General features: G+C 75.1%; 21 protein-coding genes. 5 read left to right on the top strand and 16 right to left on the bottom strand.

Going from position 1 to position 21,428, the window contains the following annotated elements:
* From ACL02U_RS29380 to ACL02U_RS29370, 3 genes are all read right to left on the bottom strand, one after another.
* Positions 1-946, bottom strand: a 946-nt coding sequence (locus tag ACL02U_RS29380; RefSeq protein ID WP_412794016.1) for a helix-turn-helix transcriptional regulator, incomplete at its 3' end; no start/stop codon positions are given.
* A 24-nt stretch (positions 947-970) separates the two neighbouring features.
* Positions 971-2,266: an ABC transporter substrate-binding protein gene (locus ACL02U_RS29375; RefSeq protein WP_412794015.1), complete on the bottom strand. Its 1,296-nt coding sequence runs from the start codon at positions 2,264-2,266 to the stop codon at positions 971-973.
* Positions 2,235-2,825, bottom strand: a complete 591-nt coding sequence (locus ACL02U_RS29370; protein WP_412794014.1) for a hypothetical protein — start codon at positions 2,823-2,825, stop codon at positions 2,235-2,237. The genes ACL02U_RS29375 and ACL02U_RS29370 overlap by 32 nt, the downstream gene beginning before the upstream one ends.
* Before the next feature lie 118 nt (positions 2,826-2,943).
* Here ACL02U_RS29370 and ACL02U_RS29365 point away from each other — a divergent pair, with 118 nt between their 5' ends.
* From ACL02U_RS29365 to ACL02U_RS29355, 3 genes are read left to right on the top strand one after another with little or no spacing between them, the layout of a single operon-like run.
* On the top strand, positions 2,944-3,423 hold the full coding sequence (locus ACL02U_RS29365) for a hypothetical protein (protein ID WP_412794013.1): 480 nt from the start codon (positions 2,944-2,946) through the stop codon (positions 3,421-3,423).
* Positions 3,423-6,320 carry an ABC transporter permease subunit gene (locus tag ACL02U_RS29360; protein ID WP_412794012.1) on the top strand — a complete coding sequence of 966 codons (2,898 nt, stop codon included), beginning with the start codon at positions 3,423-3,425 and terminating at the stop codon, positions 6,318-6,320. The genes ACL02U_RS29365 and ACL02U_RS29360 overlap by 1 nt, the downstream gene beginning before the upstream one ends.
* The gene (locus ACL02U_RS29355; RefSeq protein ID WP_412794011.1) at positions 6,317-7,000 is read left to right on the top strand and encodes an ABC transporter ATP-binding protein; all 684 of its coding nucleotides are present in this window, start codon (positions 6,317-6,319) and stop codon (positions 6,998-7,000) included. The genes ACL02U_RS29360 and ACL02U_RS29355 overlap by 4 nt, the downstream gene beginning before the upstream one ends.
* 292 nt (positions 7,001-7,292) lie before the next feature.
* Here ACL02U_RS29355 and ACL02U_RS29350 read toward each other — a convergent pair whose 3' ends face one another.
* On the bottom strand, positions 7,293-7,994 hold the full coding sequence (locus tag ACL02U_RS29350) for a transglycosylase family protein (RefSeq protein WP_412794010.1): 702 nt from the start codon (positions 7,992-7,994) through the stop codon (positions 7,293-7,295).
* Between the two features lie 541 nt (positions 7,995-8,535).
* Between ACL02U_RS29350 and ACL02U_RS29345 the strand changes: the two genes are divergently transcribed.
* Positions 8,536-9,330 (top strand): hypothetical protein, encoded by a 795-nt coding sequence (locus ACL02U_RS29345; RefSeq protein WP_412794009.1) that lies wholly within the window; start codon positions 8,536-8,538, stop codon positions 9,328-9,330.
* A gap of 127 nt (positions 9,331-9,457) precedes the next feature.
* The gene (locus ACL02U_RS29340; RefSeq protein WP_412794008.1) at positions 9,458-9,814 is read left to right on the top strand and encodes a hypothetical protein; all 357 of its coding nucleotides are present in this window, start codon (positions 9,458-9,460) and stop codon (positions 9,812-9,814) included.
* A gap of 110 nt (positions 9,815-9,924) precedes the next feature.
* Here ACL02U_RS29340 and der read toward each other — a convergent pair whose 3' ends face one another.
* From der to ACL02U_RS29280, 12 genes are all read right to left on the bottom strand, one after another.
* Positions 9,925-11,409 carry a ribosome biogenesis GTPase Der gene (gene der / locus ACL02U_RS29335; protein WP_412794007.1) on the bottom strand — a complete coding sequence of 495 codons (1,485 nt, stop codon included), beginning with the start codon at positions 11,407-11,409 and terminating at the stop codon, positions 9,925-9,927.
* A gap of 117 nt (positions 11,410-11,526) precedes the next feature.
* Positions 11,527-12,174, bottom strand: a complete 648-nt coding sequence (locus tag ACL02U_RS29330) for a lysophospholipid acyltransferase family protein (protein WP_412794018.1) — start codon at positions 12,172-12,174, stop codon at positions 11,527-11,529.
* Between the two features lie 53 nt (positions 12,175-12,227).
* Complete coding sequence (gene cmk, locus ACL02U_RS29325) at positions 12,228-12,914, bottom strand: (d)CMP kinase (protein ID WP_412794006.1); 687 nt, start codon at positions 12,912-12,914, stop codon at positions 12,228-12,230.
* 135 nt (positions 12,915-13,049) lie between these two features.
* On the bottom strand, positions 13,050-14,135 hold the full coding sequence (locus tag ACL02U_RS29320) for a prephenate dehydrogenase (RefSeq protein WP_412794005.1): 1,086 nt from the start codon (positions 14,133-14,135) through the stop codon (positions 13,050-13,052).
* Entirely contained in the window at positions 14,132-14,494 is a 363-nt protein-coding gene (aroH, locus tag ACL02U_RS29315; RefSeq protein ID WP_412794004.1) for a chorismate mutase, read from the bottom strand. Before aroH ends, ACL02U_RS29320 begins: the two co-directional genes overlap by 4 nt.
* A gap of 239 nt (positions 14,495-14,733) precedes the next feature.
* Positions 14,734-15,753, bottom strand: a complete 1,020-nt coding sequence (locus tag ACL02U_RS29310) for an ADP-ribosylglycohydrolase family protein (RefSeq protein WP_412794003.1) — start codon at positions 15,751-15,753, stop codon at positions 14,734-14,736.
* Complete coding sequence (locus ACL02U_RS29305) at positions 15,750-16,484, bottom strand: NUDIX hydrolase (protein ID WP_412794002.1); 735 nt, start codon at positions 16,482-16,484, stop codon at positions 15,750-15,752. The genes ACL02U_RS29310 and ACL02U_RS29305 overlap by 4 nt, the downstream gene beginning before the upstream one ends.
* A gap of 219 nt (positions 16,485-16,703) precedes the next feature.
* On the bottom strand, positions 16,704-17,729 hold the full coding sequence (locus tag ACL02U_RS29300; protein WP_412794001.1) for a pseudouridine synthase: 1,026 nt from the start codon (positions 17,727-17,729) through the stop codon (positions 16,704-16,706).
* The gene (scpB, locus tag ACL02U_RS29295; RefSeq protein ID WP_412794000.1) at positions 17,729-18,424 is read right to left on the bottom strand and encodes an SMC-Scp complex subunit ScpB; all 696 of its coding nucleotides are present in this window, start codon (positions 18,422-18,424) and stop codon (positions 17,729-17,731) included. Before scpB ends, ACL02U_RS29300 begins: the two co-directional genes overlap by 1 nt.
* Complete coding sequence (locus ACL02U_RS29290) at positions 18,421-19,614, bottom strand: segregation/condensation protein A (RefSeq protein ID WP_412793999.1); 1,194 nt, start codon at positions 19,612-19,614, stop codon at positions 18,421-18,423. The genes scpB and ACL02U_RS29290 overlap by 4 nt, the downstream gene beginning before the upstream one ends.
* Positions 19,615-19,651: 37 nt before the next feature.
* Positions 19,652-20,230, bottom strand: a complete 579-nt coding sequence (locus ACL02U_RS29285) for a hypothetical protein (protein WP_412793998.1) — start codon at positions 20,228-20,230, stop codon at positions 19,652-19,654.
* A complete protein-coding gene (locus ACL02U_RS29280) occupies positions 20,215-21,393 on the bottom strand; it encodes a ParA family protein (protein ID WP_412793997.1) in 1,179 nt (392 codons plus the stop codon). The genes ACL02U_RS29285 and ACL02U_RS29280 overlap by 16 nt, the downstream gene beginning before the upstream one ends.
* Positions 21,394-21,428 lie beyond the last annotated feature (35 nt).

The raw sequence follows: 21,428 nt of genomic DNA, 5'->3' as shown, positions 1-21,428 counted from the left end.
CGTCCAGTCGGTCCCGGGCGGCCCTGATCGCGTCGATCAGCTCGGCGGGCTCCAGCACCTCGAAGGGAAGGCCCGTCATCATCACGTGCACCACCATCGCGTCCAGTCCCGCGGCCCCGGTGCGCAGCACGCAGGCCTCGGGGCCGTCGGCCTCCAGCGTCCCGTCCGAGGGGGAGATCCGCTCGGCCGCCCGAGCGAGCGGCACCAGCAGCCGCACGGCGGCACGGGAGGCGTATGCCCGGGTGGAGACGCCCTGCGAGACGTAGGCGGCGAGGTCGTCGGCGGGCGGGGTGCGCGGGGTGAAACGCGGGCCGTGCGGTGGCAGCGGGGTGACGCGGTCGACCCGGAAGGTGCGCCAGTCCTGCCGCTCCAGGTCCCAGGCGACCAGGTACCAGCGGCGCTCGGTGCAGACCAGGCGGTGCGGCTCGACCGTGCGGCGGCTCGACGTGCCGTCGTGGGTGCGGTACCGGAAGCGCAGCAGCTCCGCGTCCCGGCACAGGCAGGCCAGTTCGGTCAGGACGGCCGGGTCGGCCGCGGAGAGCTGCGGACCGCGCAGCACCGGCACCGTGAAGGCGGTCAGCGCGCCCACCCGCCGGCGCAGCCGGTGCGGCAGCACCTGCTCCAGCTTGGCGAGGGCCCGCACCGAGCTCTCGCCGATGCCCTCGACGCCCCGCCCGGCGGCGCCGCGCAGGCCGACCGCGACGGCGACCGCCTCGTCGTCGTCGAGCAGCAGGGGCGGGAGTTGCGCGCCCGCGCCCAGCCGGTAGCCGCCCCCGGTGCCCGGGCTGGCGTCGACCGGGTAGCCCAGCTCGCGCAGCCGCTCCACGTCCCGGCGCACGGTCCGCGGGGTGACACCGAGTCGTTCCGCCAGTGCCGCTCCGGACCACTCGCGGTGGGCCTGGAGGAGCGAGAGCAGGCGCAGCAGTCGTGCCGAGGTCTCCAGCATGGCCCCAGTCTGGCGCAACGCCGGTCACGGCTCGTACGGCAGCTCCGGCACGACGAAGCAGGTGCGGTTCATGTCCCCCTGGCTGACCCAGCCGGTGCCGTCCCGCCAGCGGGCCACCGACAGGCAGGCCCGGGCGGTGGTCGGCGGGTCGGGCCGGCTGGCGAAGGAGACCGGCAGCAGCAGTCCGTCGGCGGTGAAGTCGCGGCTGCCGCCCACGAAGCGGTCCACGCACGCGCGGGTGACGCCGCCGCTCTTCGCGCAGTGCTCGGCCGCGTCGGTGAACCACATGGCGGCCGCCCAGCCCTCGAGCTGCCACTGCGAGTGCGTCGGCAGGCCCGCGGTGGCGTCCCGGAAGGCGCGCACCGCCGCGTTGCCGGTGTCCTCGTAGTTCCGGCTGGATCCGGTCACCCACAGGGCGTTGCGGCACCGCGGGCTGTCCCGGTAGTCCTCGGGGACGGTGGAGGTCCAGTTCTGCACGTTCGTCACCTTGGCCGTGACGTGCGCCCCGACCGCGTCCATCGCCTTGCACAGCCGGGCGTTGCCGTGCGTGTCGAGGGCGTCGAAGACCAGGTCGGCGCCCTGGTTCTTCAGATCCGCCGCGGCGGCGCGGAAGTTGGGCAGCGCGAAGTCGAGCTGCTCGGGGACGACCCGGTAGCCCTCGGCCTTCAGGCCCCGTTCGACGAACCGGGCGTAGGACGTGGAGGCGGCCTGGTTGTACGAGACGACCGCGGCCGTGCGGGCGCCCTGCTCGCGCTTGAAGTAGCGATAGACCTCGGTGCCGCCGTACAGCTTGCCGTTCCAGCCGGGGGTGCCGTCGCGGGGCGCCGAGCTGCCGTGGATGCCGTACAGGTGCGGCCAGGTGTCGTAGGCGGCGCCGATGGGCTGGCCGCCCACGTCCGGCACGCCCGCGCGGGAGACGCGGGGCGCCCCGGCGTAGTCCAGCGCGGTGGTGGCGACCAGGGCGACGACCCGGTCCTCGTCGACCAGCCGGTGGACGCAGGCGTTGTTGCCGACGCCGCTGCCGCCGTCGTCGCACTGGTGCACCTCGACCCGGCGCCCGTCGATGCCGCCGTGTGCGTCGAGCCGGTCGAAGTAGGCCTTGGCGCCGTCCCGCGGACCGGTGAAGGCGTCCCCGCCGACCGGGCTGGTGGCGCTGGTGATGATGCCGACCCGGATCGGCTCCGCCGAGCCGGACCCCCCGGTCCGGGCGGCGTGGGTGAAGTCGCTCTCCGGCAGCCGGCTGCCGCAGGCCGCGGCCAGCAGGGTCAGCAGCGCCGCCGCGGCGGCCTCAGCAGCCCGGAAGCGCCGACGCGGAGGCATTTCCGCTCATCGCGACCAGCGCGCACAGCGTGCTGGCGGACACCTTCCAGGTGCCGTCCTGCAGGACCGCCGTCCCCGAGGCGTTCGGCAGGGCGGTGGCGCCGTTGAGGGTGAGGTCGTAGGTGACGGTCGCCTGGGTGGGCGAGGTGAACTCGACCGCCGTCACGTTCGCCTGCACCTGGCCGCCGCGCTGGTCGCCGCTGAAGGCCTGCAGGACAGGGGCCATCCGGTCGCCGTTCTCCAGCACGTCCTGCTTCTGCTGGAGGGAGCTGGCCGGGTCGAAGAAGGTCTGCCAGTCCTTCTTGACCTGCTGCTCGGCCGCCGCGAGGTCCGCGGGCGCCGTCGCCCCGGTCGCGGTGGGGCTGGTCGACGAGGGGGACGCGGAGGAGCCGCCTCCGCTGTCGCTGCACGCCGTGACGACAGGGGCGACAATGAGAGCGAGGGCGGCCGCGAACGCGGTACCCCGCCCCACCGTCCGGGGGACGCGCCCTCGTCGCCCGTGCCCCCGCCGTCCGTTCCCCCGATTGAGGTCGCTACCGAGAACCATCTGGCTCACCACCGGATGTCGGTCCGGGCCCTGTCCGCCCGGTGCTTTAAGGGTCGGCTCACGGAAGGCATAGTGCAACTCCGCCGGCCGGCTCGGGCGGGCCGCCGGCGCACGAGGCGTGGGAGCCGCGATGAGGACACCCGACCGGCTGCGGACCGTGCACCCGGCGCTGTGGGCGGGATGGGCCGCGCTCGCGGCCGGCGCGGTGCTGTGCGTCATCGGCTGGTACGGCGTCTCGGGTGAGCGGTACGCCGAGCGCCAGCTTCCCTACCTGGCCTCCTGCACGATCCCCGGCGCCGCGCTGATCGTCGCCGGGGCGGTGCTGCTCACCCACGGCCGGGCGGAGGCCGCCGCCGCGCGGGTGGAGGAGCTGTACGACCTGCTGGCGGTCGAGGAGCCGGAGGGGCGTCGGGAGACCGGCACGCCGGAACCGGGGCCGATCGCGGTCAGCGGGGAGCTGCGGACCGTGCCGGGCGGCACGCTGTGGCACCGCGCCGACTGCCCGCTGGTCGCCGGGAAGGCGGAGGCGGTGCCGCTGGACGCCGCACCGCCGGCGGACGGCGGGCTGGGTCCGTGCCCGGTCTGCCGCCCGGCGGAGGAAGGCGGCTGATGTCCTCGCTCACGTACGACCTGACGCTGGCCGGTCTGTCGGTGGGCAGCGCCGCCGCACTCACCGGCATCGGCCTCGTGGTGACGTACCGGGCGACCGGGGTGCTGAACTTCGCGCACGGCGCGATCGCGATGGTGTGCGCGTACGCGCTGCGGCAGTGCGTGGTGGTGTGGGGCTGGCCGCGCTGGACGGCCGCGGTCGTGGTGCTGCTGGTGCTGGCGCCGGGCATCGGCGTGGTACTGGAACGGCTCGTGTTCCGTCCGCTGGCGGGACCGGGCGGCGGACCGGCGCAGACCCTGGTGGCCTCGATCGGGGTGTTCGTGCTGCTGGTGGGCGGGGCGGCGCTGGTGTGGGGGCAGGGGGCCCGGGACGACGCGCCGGACCTGGTGCCGTCGGGGCCGTGGGGGCCCCTGGCGGTCGCACTGGCACTCGCCGCCGGAGTGACCGCGGTGATCCGCTTCACCGGCTTCGGGCGGGAGCTGCGGGCCGTCGTCGACGACCGGCGGCTGGCCGTGCTGGGCGGCGTCGACGCGGACCGGGTAGCCGCGGCGGGCTGGGCGTTCGGCACCTTCACGGCGGGGCTGACCGGCGTGCTGCTCGCCCCGTACGTACGCCTGGACCCGTACGGTCTGCCGCTGCTGGTCATGGAGGTGATCGCGGTCGCGGTCGCGGCGCGGATGCGCAGCCTGCCGGTCGCGGTGGCGGTCGCCCTCGCCGTCGGGGTGGCGCAGAGCCAGCTCACCCGGCTGCATCCCACGGGCTGGGCGCAGCCCCTGGTGGAGGCGGTCGGGGCGAACCTTTTCGTGCTCGCGCTGCTGGTCGCGGCGCTGGTGCTGCCCGGTGTCGGCGCGCGGGACGCACTGCCCCGCCCGGCCGCCGCACGGGTGCCGGTCCCGCACGGCGCGGGCGTCGTCGCGGTGGTGCTGTTCCTGCTCCCGCTCGGTCTGGCCGGTCCCGACCTGCACACCGCGGTGCAGGTGCCGGCGCTGGGCGTGGTGCTGCTGTCGCTGGTGGTGGTGACCGGGCGCGGCGGCCAGATCTCCCTGGGGCAGGCGGCGTACGCGGGGCTGGGCGCCCTGTTCACGGCGCTCCTCGCGGCCGGCCGCTTTCCCGGCCTGCCCCGGCTGCCGCTGCTGGCGGCGCTGGCGGTGGCGGTGGTGCTGGTGGCGCCGCTCGGGGTGCTGACCGGCTGGCCCGCGATCGGCCGCCGGGGGCTCGCGCTGGCTCTGGCGACCTTCGCGGTGGGCGTCGGCGTCAGCCGTTTCGTCTTCGACCAGCCGTACGCCACGGCCGGGCTGTCCCTCGGCCGCCCGACGGGTTTCGAGGGCGACCGCCCCTTCTACGTCCTGGAGCTGGTGCTGCTGGCTGCCGCGCTGCTGGCGGCGCGCGCACTGCGCCGGGGCCGTACCGGGCGCGCGCTGGCCGCGATGCGGGACCACGAGCCGGGCGCGGCGGCGGCCGGTGTGCGGGTGCCCTCGCTCAAGCTGCTGGCCTTCGTCTCGGGGGCGGCGCTGGCCGCCCTGGGCGGCGGCCTGCTGGGGATGGGGCTGCGTGCCTTCGACCCGGGCTCCTTCGACCCGGTGCGCGGGCTGCTGTGGTTCGCCGCGGTCGTGGTGCTGGGCGCGGACAGCGCGCTCGGCGCGCTGCTCGCGGCGGCCCTGCTGGTGGGCCTGGACGCGGGGGCGCGCGGCGGGATGGCGGCTGCGCTGGTCGGCGTCCTGGCGGTCCTGGTCGGCAGGTTCCCGGAGGGCCCCTTCCAGGCGCTGCGCACGGCCGCGGCGCGGCTGCGGCCGCCGCGGAGCGCGACCCTGACGCCCCTGGGCGTGCGGGTCGGCGCCCGGGTCCGTACGGCGGCGATGCGGTCCGGCGCCCGGACCACCGGCCCGGACGGGGCGCAGGCGGCTGCCGCGGCAGGCGTGGCGGGCGCGGCAGGCGCGGCAGGCCCGGCGGGCGCGGCAGGCCCGGCAGGCCCGGCAGGCCCGGCAGGCCCGGCAGGCGCGGCGGGCGCGGCGGGCGCGGCGGGCGCGGCGGGCGGCGCTGCCAGTGCGGCCGGTGCGGCCGGTGCGGCCGGGGGTGTCGCCCCGGCCGCGGACCGCCGCGGGACCGCCGGAACGGGGGTCTCCCGGGACGGCCGGGCTGCGGCTGCGGCCGCACGGCGGCCGGCCCCCCGGGCGGGGGGCGCCGGTCCGCCCGTCCTCGCCGCCCGCCGGCTCCGCGCCCGCTACGGGGGGTTCACCGCCCTCGACGAGGTGGACCTCGAGGTGCCGCGCGGGCGGGTCAGCGCCGTCGTGGGGCCCAACGGGGCGGGGAAGAGCACGCTGTTCCACTGCCTTGCCGGCACCCTCCGGCCGGCTCACGGCCAGGTCCTGTTCCGGGGGCGGGACATCACGCGGATGCCGGCGCACGCCCGGACCCGGCTGGGGATCGCCCGGACCTTCCAGCAACTGGCGGTGTTCCCGACCCTGACCGTGGCGGACAACGTCCGGGTGGGCGCCGAGCACGGGCGGGTGACGGACCCGGAGGCGGTGGAGCGGGCGCTGCGGCTGCTCGGGCTCGACGGCCCCGTGCGGTCGCGGCCCGCCGCCGACCTGCCCACCGGGACGCTGCGCCGCGTCGAGCTGGCCCGCGCCGTGGCGGGCGACCCGTTCGTGCTGCTGCTCGACGAGCCGGCCGCCGGACTGGACAGCGCCGAGGTGACCGCGCTGGCCGGCGTCCTGCGGGCCCTGGCCGCCGAGGGGACCGCCCTGCTCGTCGTCGAGCACGATCTCGACCTGGTCGCCGATCTCGCCGACGTGGTGCACGTGCTGACGGCGGGCCGGATCGTCGCCTCCGGTCCGCCGGGCAGCGTCCTGGACGCCTCCGGCTCCCTCACCGACCGGGAGGACGCCGCACCGTGACCACCGGGACGCTCATCTCCCTGCGGCGGGCCCGGGTGCGCTACGGCCCGCTCGAGGCACTGCACGGTGTCACCCTCGCCGCACCCGGGCCGGGCCTCACCGTGCTGCTGGGCCGCAACGGCTCGGGCCGCACCACCGCCCTGCGCGCGCTGGCCGGTCTCGTGCCGCTGTCCGAGGGGTCGGTGGTGTGGGACGGCTCCGAGGTCACCCGTGTTCCGGCCTACGAGCGGGCCCGCCGGGGGCTGCGCCTGGTGCCGGAGCGGCAGGCGGTGTTCGGGTCGCTCACCGTGCGGGAGAACCTCGAACTGGCCGCCCCGGAGGAGTCCTCGGCCCTCGAGGCCTTCCCGGAGCTGCGTCCGCTGCTGTCCCGGCGGGCGGGCACCCTCTCCGGCGGAGAGCAGCGCATGCTCGCCCTGGCGCGCGCGCTGTCGGCCCGCCCGCGGGTGATGCTGGCCGACGAACCGGCGCAGGGCATGTCGCCCGCCGTGGCGGCCCGCACCTACGCGCTGCTGGGCTCGCTCGACGCCTGCGTGGTCGTCGCCGAGCAGCGGCTGCCCCCGGTCCCGCGGGACCGGGCGGTGCTGGTGTACGAGTTGCGCAGGGGCCGGGTCGTGTTCGGCGGTGAGGCGCACGAGTTGGCGCACCGGACGGCCCGGAACGGCGGAGCCGCGGACGGGTGAGACGTGGACGGCGGAGACGTGGACCCGTCAGACGCGGGCGGGTGGCGCACCGCATCCGGTACGGAACGGCGCCCCGGGCATTCCTGCGGAGAGACGGCGGTACGGGGACGGCGGGACAACGGAGGCACGGGAGGCGGCGGGAGGGAGGGACGGGGCGGGGCGGGGCGGGGCGGCGGGAGGGGGCCGACCGGACGTGGGGCAGCAGCGCCGGGTGCGGGAGTGCCGGACCGCCCCCGCCCCACCCGGTCGGCGGACCGGGCGGGGCGGGGGCGGTCGGTGGGCCGGCGGCGGCTCAGAGCACGAGGCGCTGCCCGGGCACGATCAGATCGGGGTCGCCGCCGATGACCTCCCGGTTGGCGGCGTAGATCCGCTGCCAGGTCGTCGCGTGGCCGGCGGCGATGCCGCTGAGCGTGTCACCCCGGCGGACGGTGTAGTCGCCTCGGGAGGCGCCGCGGTCGGTGTGGCCGGTCGACCGGTCCGGCGACTTCGACTTCAGGCCCTTCGCGGACGGGTGCCTCTCGGCGGACGGGTGCCTCTCGGCGGACGGGTCGGCCTTCGCCGACGGGTCGGGCGTGCCGGCGGCGGGCGCGGCGGGGGCGCTGCCGCCCGCTCCGGCGCGGGCCGCGCAGACCGGCCAGGCGCCCCAGCCCTGTGCGTGCTGGACCCTGGTGGCGACGGCGATCTGCTGCGCCCTGGAGGCGCGGTCGGCGGTCGGCGCGTAGGCGGTGCCGCCGTACGCGCGCCAGGTGCCGGCGGCGAACTGGAGTCCGCCGTAGTAGCCGTTGCCGGTGTTGATGTGCCAGTTGCCGCCGCTCTCGCACCGGGCGATGCGGTCCCACACGCCGCCGTCCGCAGCCGCGGCGCCGCCGGCCGCGGCGAGCAGGCCGAGGGGGGCGAGAAGCGCCGCCCCGGCGAGTACCGCCGTCGTACGGACCTGACCGGGCCGACGGGTCGGCCGTGCGTGGTCGCGGTTGTTATCGGCACATTCGGACATCTACATCCCTCTCGCAGGACCCGGGATCCCCCAGGACGGAACGCCGTTCCCGCGCATGGGACGCGGGAGCCGCGCTCGCCCCGTCCGCCGGAGGCCGTGCTGCTCCGAGCCGGCCGTGGTGCGGTCGGCGGACGTACCCGAGCGATGCTCGCTGCACACGGCCGAGGAATCTAGGGAGCGGGGCGATCCGGCATCAACCGGTTCCCCGTCGCTCCAGGCCAGTTCATTGTTACCTCAGGTAGCGGCGAAATCAGGCCACCCACTACATGGCGGTATATGCGCATTCGTCGACCATCCCCCGTCATGTGCTGTGAGCCACCTCACCCGACCAACTTGCCCTCGCTGTCCGACTTCTGACAAGGAGTGACCGATTCCGGCGCAGGAGTGACCCTCTGCGTCGACACCTTCGCCTCCGTGCTCGCCGGGGCGTGACTCCCGCCACAGACGCCCGTTGTGTTCTTCATGGGCCGGGGACCCCACCCCGACCGCGGAGCCGGGAGCCTCCCGGCCCGGCCACGAACACATCCCGAGGGAGCCACCCGTGCCGCGCATGCTCGACGTCAGCGACGACGTACGCGCCGAGATCGGCGACGAAGAAGCCGACCGGCTGCTCACCGGGGACAACGCCCCCGGCACCTACGACTGCACCTCCTGCCGCACCCCCGGTGACTCCACCCAGGAGCCCACCAGCACCGTCCTGTTCATCGGTGACGAGACCGCGGTGCTCGCCTTCGCCCACGCCGGCTGCCTGCCCTCGCAGGTCGTCCAGGTCACCGAGGAGCAGCTGCAGGGCGCGGTCCGCTCCATCGGCGGGGACCTCGGCGCCTCCGCCACCGGAGGCGACCCCGAGAAGGCGGTGCCGGAGCAGGCCGTACTCGGCGTCACCAGCGGACTGGTCCTGATCGCCGGGGAGTTGCACCCCGCCCTGGTCGTCGAGCCGACGGCGCCGGTCGTCCGTCCCGGCAGCACCGGCACCGGCGACGACTTCCTGCCGCTCCTCATCGAGCAGGGCTTCATGCCGCTTTCCGAAGTGGCCGCCGTACCTCCGGTGCTGCACGGCTGGTCGGTGCTGCTCGCGGTGGGGCAGCTGCACGCGGTGCTCCAGCCGGGCGCCGACGGCGGGCAGCCGGTCGCCTGGTGGCAGGCGCACCAGCCGCTCCAGGTCACCGAGGGCTGGCGGGCGGCCGCCAACAAGCACCAGCAGGTGCTGATGTTCGCGGCACCGGTGGGGTCCATCGGGCGCCAGCCGCGGGAGGACCTGCTGCGCGACGCACTGGACAAGGCGGCGGCGAACGGCCAGCTCGTCGCCGCGGCGCTGCCGCTGGCCGGGACCTGAGCGCCCGGGGGCACCGGGACGGCCGACGCACCTGCGGCGCGCCCGCGCCGTCCCGCGGCTCCCCGCACCGTCCCCGGGGAGATCGGCACGGCCGCATCCCTTTCCCCACCGGATCGTTTGGACGTACGTGTACACCTACGACGTTCCCCGCCGCCAGGGCCTCGCCCCGAGGCCGCTGAGCGGCCCCTCGGCCACGCCGATCTACGACGCGCTCTACGCCGAGTACGTCCGGTCCTTCCGCTCGCTGCCGGGTGACCGCAGCGGGGAGGAGGAACTGGAGTTCAGCGCCTTCGGGAGCCGCGCCCACCGTCCGTTCGGGTACGGCGGAGCGGCCTCCACCGGCGCCTACAGCGCCTACAGCGCGGGGGCCTACAGCGCGCGCCAGCAGGCGCAGGGGCAGCGACTGGGCCACGTCGGGCCGCAGTCCGCGCGCGTGCAGCCGCTGCCGGCGGCGCTGCCGCCGGGCCGCAGCTCGGGCGTCTGACGGCACTGCGAAGGGCGGCCCCGGTTGCCGGGGCCGCCCTTCGCGGTGCCGTCGGGCCGGGGCGCCCGCCGGTGGCCCGGGGCACCGGCCGGCCCACCCCGGCAAAGCCGCTACCTCTTCTTCGCGCCGCGCTTCTCGCGCACCCGCACGGAGATGTGGATCGGGGTCCCCTCGAAGCCGAACTCCTCGCGCAGCCGGCGCTCGACGAAGCGCCGGTAGCCCGCCTCGATGAAACCGGAGGCGAACAGCACGAACCGCGGCGGCCTGGTGCCGGCCTGGGTGCCGAAGAGGATGCGGGGCTGCTTGCCGCCCCGGACGGGGTGCGGGTGGGCGGCGACCAGTTCGCCGAGGAAGGCGTTCAGCCGGCCGGTCGGCACCCGCGTCTCCCAGCCGGCGAGCGCCGTCTCGATCGCCGGGACCAGCTTCTCCATGTGCCGGCCGGTGCGGGCCGAGACGTTGACCCGCGGGGCCCAGGCGACCTGGGCCATCTCGGTCTCGATCTCGCGCTCCAGGTAGTAGCGGCGCTCCTCGTCGAGGCTGTCCCACTTGTTGTAGGCGATGACGAGGGCCCGGCCCGCCTCCACCGCCATGGTGAGGATGCGCTGGTCCTGCACGGAGATGGAGTCGGCGGCGTCGATCAGGACGACGGCCACCTCCGCCTTCTCCACGGCGGCCGCGGTGCGCAGGGAGGCGTAGTAGTCGGCGCCCTGCTGCAGGTGGACCCGCTTGCGGATACCCGCGGTGTCCACGAACTGCCAGACGGTGCCGCCGAGTTCGATCATCTCGTCGACCGGATCGCGGGTGGTGCCGGCGAGTTCGTTCACCACCACGCGCTCCTCGCCGGCCACCTTGTTGAGCAGCGAGGACTTGCCGACGTTGGGGCGGCCGATCAGGGCGATGCGGCGCGGTCCGCCGACGCCGCGCCCGCCGAACGTCTCGCGCGGCGCCTCCGGCAGCGCCTCCAGGACGGCGTCCAGCATGTCGCCGGTGCCGCGGCCGTGCAGGGCCGAGACCGGGTGCGGCTCGCCGAGGCCCAGCGACCACAGGTAGGCCGCGTCGGCCTCGCCGCTGGGGCCGTCGACCTTGTTGGCGCACAGCACGACCGGCTTTCCGGCCTTGCGCAGCAGCCGTACGACGGCCTCGTCGGTGTCGGTCGCGCCGACCTTGGCGTCGACGACGAACACGACGGCGTCGGCGGCCTCGATCGCGAACTCGGCCTGCGCGGCCACGGACGCGTCGATGCCGAAGACGTCCTGCTCCCAGCCGCCGGTGTCCACCGCCTTGAAGCGGCGGCCCGCCCACTCGGCCTCGTAGGTGACGCGGTCGCGGGTGACTCCGGGCTTGTCCTCGACGACGGCCTCGCGGCGCCCGATGATCCGGTTCACCAGGGTCGACTTGCCGACGTTGGGGCGGCCGACGACGGCGACGACGGGCAGTGGTCCGTGGCCGGCCGCCTCGATGGCGCCCTCGACGTCGTCGAGGTCGAAGCCCTCCTCCGCGGCGAGCTCCATGAACTCCGCGTACTCGGCGTCGCCGAGAGCCCCGTGATCGTGCTCGTGCGCGGCCGAGCCCGCGGGCTCGATGTGGTCGTTCATGAAGTCCGTACCTCGTCGTTCCTTCGTGGTGATCGGTGGAGCGGCCGGCGGGGCCGGCGGGTCCACTCCTCAGTGTCGCCCAGCGGCCGGCCGGCCGCCCGGCGTTTTCCGGGCGCGTCAGGCCCCGGGCTCCGCATCGCGGCCGGTGAGCCGTGCGGCGTGCTCCAGGTGCGCGGTGAGCTGCTTCCGGATCCGCTCGGTGGCCTCGTCCAGGACCTTGCGGGTGCGGGGCACGGCGCCCGACCGCCGGCCGCCGCCGGCGGAGTCCGGGCCCCGCACCCCCTCGACGGCGTCGAACGGGTCGCCGAAGACGACGTCGATGCGGGAGCGCAGCGGGGGCAGCGCCCTCGTCAACCGGCTCGGGCGCCCGGCGCTTCCCAGGACCGCGACCGGCACGATCGGCGCGCCGCTGCGCACCGCGAAGTAGGCGAGCCCGGCACGCAGCGAGGCGAAGTCGCCCTCGCCGCGTGTGCCCTCGGGGAAGATGCCGAGGACACCGCCGGCCGAGAGGACGTCGAGGGCCTGCGTGATCGCGGTGCGGTCGACGCTGTGCCGGTCCACCTGGAGCTGGCCGATCGCGGTCAGGAAGGAGCCCAGCGGGCCGACGAACGCCTCCTTCTTGATCAGGAAGTGCACCGGCCGGGGCGCCACCCCCATGACCATCGGGCCGTCCACGTTGTGGGAGTGGTTGACCGCGAGGATCGCGGGGCCGCTCGCCGGCATCCGCCAGGCGCCGAGCACCCGGGGCCGCCACAGCCCGTACATGAGCGGAACCCCGATGCGCCGGCCGGCCTCGGCGCCCCTCGGTGACGGTGCGGTCACTTCCCGGCCCGCTTCTCCGCGACCAGGCCGACGACGCGCTCGATGACCTGCGGCAGGGTGAGGTCGCTGGTGTCCACCTCGACGGCGTCGCCGGCCTTGGCCAGCGGCGAGGCCTTCCGGCTGGAGTCGGCGGCGTCCCGCTTGAGCAGGGCCGCGCGGGTGGTGTGCACGTCGGCGCCCTTCAGTTCCCCGCTGCGGCGGGCCGCGCGGGCCTCCGGGGACGCGGTGAGGAAGATCTTCAGGTCGGCGTCCGGCAGCACGGTCGTCCCGATGTCGCGGCCCTCGACGACGATGCCGCGTGCGGCGTCCGCCGCTATGGTCCGCTGCAGCTCGGTGATCCGGGCCCGCACCTCCGGCACCGCGCTGACCGCGCTGACCCGGGCGGTGACCTCCTGGGTGCGGATCGGGCCGGACACGTCCACGCCGTCCACGGTGATCGTCGGCTTGTCGGGGTCGGTGCCGGAGACGATGTCGGGCTTCCCGGCCGCGGCGGCGATCGCGTCGGCGTCGCCGGTGTCGACGCCGTTGCTCACCATCCACCAGGTGATCGCCCGGTACTGGGCTCCGGTGTCCAGGTAGCTCAGGCCGAGCTGCGCGGCGACGGCCTTGGACGTGCTCGACTTGCCCGTGCCGGAGGGACCGTCGATGGCGACGATCACGGGCTGGGCGGCGCCGTTTTCCACGGGGGACACCTTCCTGGTGCGAGGTGGTGAGCGAGATGCGGGGGCGCCGGGTGCCGGGTGCGGGAGACCGGTGCCGTCGGAGGCGCCCCGCACAAGGTTACTGGCTCGCCGGAGGGCGTCCGACGGGCGCGTCCCTCACTGGCGGATCGCCCAGCCCCGCTCCCGGAGCGCGGCGGTGAGTACCGGTGCCGCCTGCGGCTCCACCATCAGCTGCACCAGACCGGCCTGGTGGCCGGTGGCGTGCTCGATGCGCACGTCCTCGATGTTGACGCCGGCCTGTCCGGCGTCCGCGAAGATCCGGGCGAGCTGGCCGGGCTGGTCGTCGATGAGGACGGCCACGACCTCGTAGGCCCGCGGGGCGCTGCCGTGCTTGCCGGGCACCCGGACCTGGCCGGCGTTGCCCCGGCGGAGCACGCCCTCGATGCCGGTGGCCCCGTCGCGGCGCTTGGACTCGTCGGCGGACTGCAGGGCGCGCAGGGCGCGCACCGTCTCGTCCAGGTCGGCGGCGACGTCGGTGAGCAGGTCGGCGACCGGTCCGGGGTTCGCGGACAGGATGTCGATCCACATGGCGGGGTCGGAGGCCGCGATCCGGGTCACGTCCCGGATGCCCTGCCCGCACAGCCGCACCGCGGCCTCCTCGGCGTGCTCCAGCCGGGCGGCGACCATGCTGGAGACCAGATGGGGCATGTGGGAGACCAGGGCCACGGCGCGGTCGTGGGCGTCGGCGTCCATGACGACCGGCACCGCGCGGCAGTGCGAGACCAGTTCCAGCGCGAGGTTGAGCACCTCCGTGTCGGTGTCGCGGGTGGGCGTCAGCACCCAGGGGCGGCCCTCGAACAGGTCGCCGGAGGCGGCCAGCGGACCGGACTTCTCCCGGCCGGACATCGGGTGGGTGCCCAGGTATGCCGACAGGTCCAGGCCGAGCTCGGCCAGTTCGCGGCGCGGGCCGCCCTTGACGCTGGCCACGTCGACGTAGCCGCGGGCCAGGCCGCGGCGCAGGGCGTCGGCGAGCACCGCGGACACGTGGGCGGGCGGCGCGGCGACGATCGCCAGGTCCACCGGGCCGTCGGGCGCCTCGGCCGTGCCGGCGCCGAGCGCGGCCGCGGTGCGGGCCTGCTCGGGGTCGTGGTCGGCGAGGTGCACGACGACGCCGCGCCGGGCCAGGGCGAGGGCGGCGGAGGTGCCGATCAGTCCGGTTCCGATGACGAGTGCGGTTCTCACTGGGCGATGTCCTTGCGCAGGGCGGCCGCCGCGCCGAGGTAGACGTGGTCGATCCCGGCGCGCGGCCTGTCGGTCTCGATGTGCGCCAGCAGGCGGACGACGCGCGGCATGGCGCCCGCCACCGCGATCTCCTGGGCGCAGATGAGCGGCACGTCGACGATGCCGAGCTTGCGGGCGGCGGCGGCCGGGAAGTCGCTGTGCAGGTCGGGCGTGGCCGTGAACCAGATGCTGATCAGGTCGTCGGCGGTGAGGGAGTTCCGTTCCAGGACGGCGGTGAGCAGCGCCCCGACCCGCTCGTCCATGTGCCCGGCCTCGTCGGTCTCCAGCTGGACGGCCCCCCGGACCGCTCGTACCGCCACGGCGCTGCTCCTTGCTGCCACACTGCGCTTCCTCGTCCGTCCAGCCTAGTCAGCCCAGCGGCGGCCGGGGCGCGGCGCCCGCCTCCTGAGACGGCGGCCGGACGGCGGCCGGCGGCGTCGCGCGGTGCGGGGTCCGGCGGGCTCGGCGCGCCCGAACGTTCCGCCGGCCGTCCCGGCGCCCGTTCCGGCGCCCGTTCCGGCGGCGGAGCGTCCGGGACGGGCCGCCGGGGAGTTCCGGGTCAGGCGTCCCACAGCGTGCCGAGTGCCAGCAGTTCGTCGCGGTACTCGATGCGGCCGGCCCAGGCTGCCGGCCAGGCCTCCGCGCCGAGACGGGCACCAGCGAAGGCGCCGGCCAGGCAGGCGAGGGAGTCGGAGTCGCCGCTGCTGCAGGCGGCGCGCCGCAGGGCGGTCAGCGGCTCGTCGGGGAAGAGCAGGAAGCACAGCAGGCCGGTGGCCATGGCCTCCTCGGCGATCCAGCCCGCTCCGGTGGCCAGGCACGGGTCGGTCTCCGGCGAGGTGGTCCGCACGGCGTCCCGCAGCCGCTCCAGGACCGCCAGGCAGTCGTCCCAGCCGCGGGCGATGAAGTGCTCGGGCGTGGGGTCCTGGCTGCGGGTCCACAGGTCGCCGAGCCAGAGGTGGTGGTAGCGGGTGCGGTTGTCGTAGGCGTACGAGCGCAGCAGGCCGACCAGCGCGGTCGGGTCGGCGCCCTCGGCGAGGAGGCGTACCGCGTGGGCGGTGAGGTCGGAGGCGGCCAGCGCGGTCGGGTGGCCGTGGGTGAGCGCGGACTGGAGCTGGGCGGCGCCCGCGCGCTGCTCGTCCGTCAGGCCGGGGGCGAGCCCGAGGGGGGCGACGCGCATGTTGGCGCCGCAGCCCTTGGAGTGGATCCGGCTGGCGTCCTGCCAGGGGCGGGAGGGGTCCTTCAGCAGCGCGCAGGCGGTCAGACAGGTGTGCCCGGGGGCCCGGTTGTTGTCCGGGGACTGGTACCAGTCCACGAACTCCTCGCGTACCGGACGCTCCAGCCTCTTCGGCCCGAGGTGGCCCCGGTCCATGGCGGTGCGCAGTCCGCGGCCGAGGGCGAGGGTCATCTGGGTGTCGTCGGTGACGATCGCCGGTTCGGGCAGTTGCGCCTCGCGCCAGGGCCCGCACTTGGCGAGGATCGAGGGCACGTCGGAGAACTCGGTCGGGAAACCGAGTGCGTCGCCGAGGGCGAGGCCCAGCAGGGAGCCGGTGGCGGCGTGCTTGCGGGTGGCGGCGGTCATGCGGGGCGTCCTTCCCGGGACGGTCGGAGCAGGGGCGGGTGCAGGGCGGTGGCGCTGCCTGCGCGGTACAGCGCGGCCGGTTTGCCGCGTCCACCGGTCAGTCGGGCGGCACCGGGCACCCGGTCGACGAAGCCGGGTGTGGTGAGCACCTTGCGCCGGAAGTTGGGTCGGTCCAGGGCCGTCCCCCAGACCGTTTCGTAGACCCGCTGCAGTTCCCCGAGGGTGAACTCGGCCGGGCAGAAGGCGGTGGCCAGGCAGGTGTACTCCAGCTTGGCGCCGACGCGGTCGTGGGCGTCGGCCAGGATGCGGTCGTGGTCGAAGGCGAGCGGTCCGGCGGCGCCGTACGGAACCCAGCGGGCCTGGGCGGCGTCGCTGCCCGCCTGCGCCTCGGGGGCGTCGGGCAGCAGCGCGGCGAAGGCGACCGACACGACCCGCAGGCGGGGGTCCCGGCCGGGATCGCTGTAGGTGCGGAGCTGTTCCAGGTGGAGGGCGGAGAGGTCGGCCAGTCCGGTCTCCTCGGCGAGTTCGCGCCGGGCGGCGGTCTCCGCGGACTCGTCCGGCTGCACGAAGCCGCCGGGCAGCGCCCATTGTCCGGCGAACGGTTCCCGTCCCCGTCTGACGAGCAGTACGCGCAGCGTGCCCTCGCGGAGGGTGAGGACGGCGAGGTCGACGGTGACGGCGAACGGCTCGTAGGCGTGCTTGTCGTAGTCCTGCGGCACTGTCACGGACATGCCCCCTCGCGACCGTCTGCGCGGCCTTCTTCATGGTCAACATGACTAGTGGTCGTTCTGACTATAAAGAGGTCGGTCCGTCCGCACAACCCCCTTCGGCTCCGGCGGCCCCGGGCACTCCCGCACCGGCGGGACGCGGGGGACGCCCGCGCCGGGAACGCGGACGGCCGGCCCCGGGGACTCCCGGAACCGGCCGCCGCGCGCGGGGTCCGCGCCCGCCTACAGGTCGACCTCCTGCATCAGCATGCCGACCTCGGTGTTGGACAGGCGGCGCAGCCAGCCCGACTTCTGGTCGCCCAGGGTGATCGGGCCGAAGGAGGTCCGCACCAGCTTGTCGACGGGGAAGCCGGCCTCGGCGAGCATCCGGCGCACGATGTGCTTGCGGCCCTCGTGCAGGGTCACCTCGACGAGGTAGTTCTTGCCGGTCTGCTCCACGACGCGGAAGTGGTCCGCGCGCGCGTACCCGTCCTCCAGCTGGATCCCGTCCTTCAGGCGCTTGCCCAGGTCGCGCGGGATCGGGCCGACGATGTGCGCGAGGTAGGTCTTCTTCACCCCGTACTTCGGGTGGGTCAGCCGGTGGGCCAGCTCGCCGTGGTTGGTGAGCAGGATGACGCCCTCGGTCTCGGTGTCGAGCCGCCCCACGTGGAACAGCCGGGTCTCGCGGTTGGTGACGTAGTCCCCGAGGCACTGGCGGCCCTCGGGGTCCTCCATGGTGGAGACCACGCCCGCCGGCTTGTTCAGTGAGAAGAACTGGTAACGCTGGGTGGCCACCGTCAGCCCGTCGACCCGGATCTCGTCCTTCTCCGGGTCCACCCGTCGGCCCTGCTCGGTGACGATCTCGCCGTTGATCTCGACCCGGGCCTGGTCGATCAGGTCCTCGCAGGCGCGGCGGGAGCCGAAGCCCGCGCGGGCCAGGACCTTCTGCAGCCGCTCGCCCTCCTGTTCGGCGCCGGGGAAGGTCTTCGGCGGTTTCACGTCCTTGCGGCCCGCGTACCGCTGCCGGTTGCGCTCCTCGATCTGCGCCTCGTACTCACGGGGTCGGGACGGCGCGGGGCGGCCGCGCCGCCCGGCACCGTCCGCGCCGCGCCCCGACTTCGGGCCGTCCTTGGTGGCGCCGGGGCCCACGTCGTAGCGGCGCTCCTCGGGGCGGGGCCTGCGGGGGCGGCCCTGCCCCTGCTTCTGGTCCCTGTCTTTGCCGGCCCCGCGGTGGTTACCGCGCCCGCCGCTCTTGCCGCTGCTTCGCATCAGTGTTCCGTCTGGTCGTCTTCGTCGTAGGCGCCCGGGCTGGCCGGGCGCCTTCCCGGGACGTCGTCGGGAGCGTCCGGGTCGAACGACGGCACCCCTTCCTGGGTCTCGGCCTCGATCGCCTCCGCCTCCGGGAGGAACGGCGCGAGCTCGGGGAGCTCGTCCAGGCCTCGCAGGCCCATCCGCTCCAGGAAGTAGTTCGTCGTCCTGTACAGGATCGCACCTGATTCGGGTTCCGTGCCCGCCTCCTCGACGAGACCGCGCTGGAGCAGGGTGCGCATGACCCCGTCGCAGTTCACCCCGCGCACCGCCGAGACCCGGCTGCGGCTGACCGGCTGCCGGTAGGCGACCACGGCGAGGGTCTCCAGCGCGGCCCGGGTGAGGCGGGCGGTCTGCCCGTCCAGCACCAGGCGTTCCACGGCCGCGCCGTACTCGGCGCGGCTGTAGAAGCGCCAGCCGCCCGCGACGAACCGCAGCTCGAAGCCGCGGCCCTGCACCGTGTACTCGTCCGCGAGTTCCCGCAGGGCGTCCGCGACCTGCCGTCGGGGCCGGTCGAGGATCCGGGCGAGGTGGTCCTCGGCGGCGGGCTCGTCCACGACCATCAGGACCGCCTCCAGGGCGGGCTTGAGGTCGAGGCCGGCGACCGCGTCGGTCCCGGTCGGCGGTCCGGCGCGGCCGGTGGTGTGCTCGCTCACGCCTTCTCCTCCTCCTCGGCCCGCTGCGGCGGCCGGTCGAACTCGTCGGTCACCCTGGTCCGCACTTCCCCGTCCCCGCCGGTCCAGCGCACCGTCAGCTCGCCGAGCGCGGTCTCCTGGTCCAGCGCGACGGCCTTCTCCCGGTACAGCTCCAGCAGCGCGAGGAAGCGGGCCACGACGGTGAGGGTGTCGTCGGTGTCCTCGACCAGCGCCCGGAAGCTGGCCTCGCCGAGCTGCCTCAGCCGCGCCACCACCAGCCCGGCCTGCTCCTGCACGCTGACCAGGGGTGCGTGGATGTGGTCGACGTACACCTGCGGCTCGGGTTTGGGCTGCATCGCCCTGACCGCGAGCCTGGCCAGGCCCTCCGCCCCGATGCTGAGCACGACCTCGGGCAGCAGCTCGGCGTGGTGCGGCTCCAGTCCCACGGTGCGCGGCAGGCGCCGGGACTCGTCCTGCAGGCGGCGGCCGAAGATGTCCGCGATCTCCTTGTACGCGCGGTACTGGAGCAGCCGCGCGAACAGCAGGTCGCGGGCCTCCAGCAGGGCCAGGTCGCCCTCGTCCTCCACCTCGGCGGCGGGCAGCAGCCGGGCGGCCTTGAGATCGAGCAGCGTGGCGGCGACGACGAGGAACTCGGTCGTCTCGTCCAGGTCCCAGTCCGGCCCCAGCGCCCGGATGTGGGCCATGAACTCGTCGGTCACCCTGGACAGCGCGACCTCGGTGACGTCCAGCTTGTGCTTGGAGATCAACTGGAGGAGCAGGTCGAAGGGGCCCTCGAAGTTGGTCAGCCGGACCGTGAACACGCCCTCGGCGGGCTGCTCCGGCTCCCCGGCGGCCTGCGGCCCGCCGACGGGCGGCGCGGCCGGCACGCCCTCCGGGGCGCCCTGCCCCGGTGCGGACGGCTCCGGTGCATCCGGTCCCGATGCGTCCGGTCCCGATGCGTCCGGTCCCGGTGCGGACGGCTCCGATGCGGACGGCTCGGGTACGGCCGGTTCGGATGCGTCCGGCCCCCGCACGCCCGGTTCGGGCATGGCGCGCTCGGGTGCCTCCGGTGCCGGGTCGGCACCCGGGGGCTCGGCGGGGCCGGGCGGAGGCGGCGGGGCGACCGGAGCGGGGTGGACGCCCGGGCCCCTGCCCAGCGTGCGCCGCCGGCCGGCCGCGCCGCCGGAGGCTGAGGCGTCTTTCGAGGTCATGGCCTGGGCAGGCTACCTCCAAGCGGCGCCGAGGTGGCTATCTGCCGCGCAGCCGCCGTACCAGGATGCTGGCGTCCCCGCGGCTCTCCAGGTCGGCGAGGACCACGGCGACGGCCTCGCGGACGATGCGTCCGCGGTCGACGGCCAGACCGTGCTCGCCGCGGAGCACCAGGCGGGCGTGCTCCAGGTCCATGAGCTCCTCGGCGGAGACGTAGACGGTGATCTTCTCGTCGTGGCGCTCGCGCCCGCTGGGGCGGCGGGCGGCCCGCCCGCGCCGCCGCGCCTGCCCGGCGGCGGCAGAACCTTCCTGCTGGGCGGACTTGCGTCGTGCGGGCCGCTCCGCCGTAGCGTCCCGGCTGCGGGACCCGCCTGACGCGGCACCAGGCTCGGCCTCGGCCGCCGCGTGCTCCGCGCCCTCGCCGTCACCGGCCTGCGCGGGCACCGACTGCGGCGCGTCCTCGGGTGCGGCGGCGGGGGCCGGGTCGCTCTCTCCGGCGGGAGCGGGAACCCGGGCCTCGCCGTTGGCCGGGCGCCGGGGAGCGGACGGCTGGAGCGCCATTCCCCCTGTCGTACGGAAGAGTTCGTCGGCCCCGGGCAGACTCACTCGGCGTGACACCGGGCGAGCACCTCCCTGGCGAGCTGGCGATAGGCGGCGGCGCCGACGGAGTTGGAGGCGTAGGTGGTGATCGGCTCACCGGCGACCGTGGTCTCCGGGAAGCGGACCGTGCGCCCGATGACCGTGTGGTAGACGTGGTCGTCGAACGCCTCGACGACGCGCGCGAGGACCTCGCGGCTGTGCACCGTGCGCGAGTCGTACATGGTGGCCAGGATCCCGTCGAGCTCCAGCTCCGGGTTGAGCCGTTCCTGGACCTTCTCGATGGTCTCCGTCAGCAGCGCGACACCGCGCAGCGCGAAGAACTCGCACTCCAGCGGCACGATCACCTTGTGCGCGGCGGTGAGGGCGTTGACCGTCAGCAGGCCGAGGGACGGCTGGCAGTCGATCACGATGTAGTCGTAGTCGGGCAGCAGCGGCTTGAGGGCGCGCTGCAGCGTGGACTCGCGGGCCACCTCACTGACCAGCTGGACCTCGGCCGCGGAGAGGTCGATGTTGCTCGGCAGCAGGTCCATGTTGGGGACCGCCGTCTTGAGCAGCACCTCGTCCGCCGCCATGCCCCGCTCCATGAGCAGGTTGTAGACGGTGAGGTCGAGCTCCATGGGGTTGACGCCGAGGCCGACCGAGAGGGCGCCCTGGGGGTCGAAGTCGACGAGCAGTACCCGGCGTCCGTACTCCGCGAGCGCCGCGCCCAGGTTGATGGTCGACGTCGTCTTGCCCACGCCGCCCTTCTGGTTGCACATCGCGATGATCTTCGCGGGGCCGTGGTCGGTCAGCGGGCCCGGGATCGGGAAGTACGGCAGCGGGCGTCCGGTCGGGCCGATCCGCTCGCGGCGCTGGCGGGCCGCGTCGGGCGCGAGGGTGGCCGCGTACTCCGGATCCGGCTCGTACTCGGCGTCGGGGTCGTAGAAGTGCCCGTCGGGCAGTTCGTCGTAGTCGGCGAAGTGGTTGTGGGGCGCGCCACTTCCGTCGCCGGCCATGGCGTTCACGTGATGACCGTCCATGCTCTGGTGTGCTGACAGAGCCGCGTGGGGGCTGGCTTGGCTCTGGTGGGCTGCGAAGGTGCGGACAGCGACGGAGCCGACAGCCTCGAGCCCCGTGGGGCCCTGGCCCCGTGCAGGCGTCCCTGGTTGACCACCCCCCGGAGAAAATGTCGACTCATTCACAAGTCGTCTTACCTCCTTGGTGACCAGGAAACTTC

Source organism: Streptomyces sp. MS06 (assembly GCF_047200655.1).
Taxonomy (GTDB): Bacteria; Actinomycetota; Actinomycetes; order Streptomycetales; family Streptomycetaceae; genus Streptomyces.
Note: the sequence above shows the minus strand (reverse complement) of the source record. Positions and strands in the feature narration are given on the sequence as shown.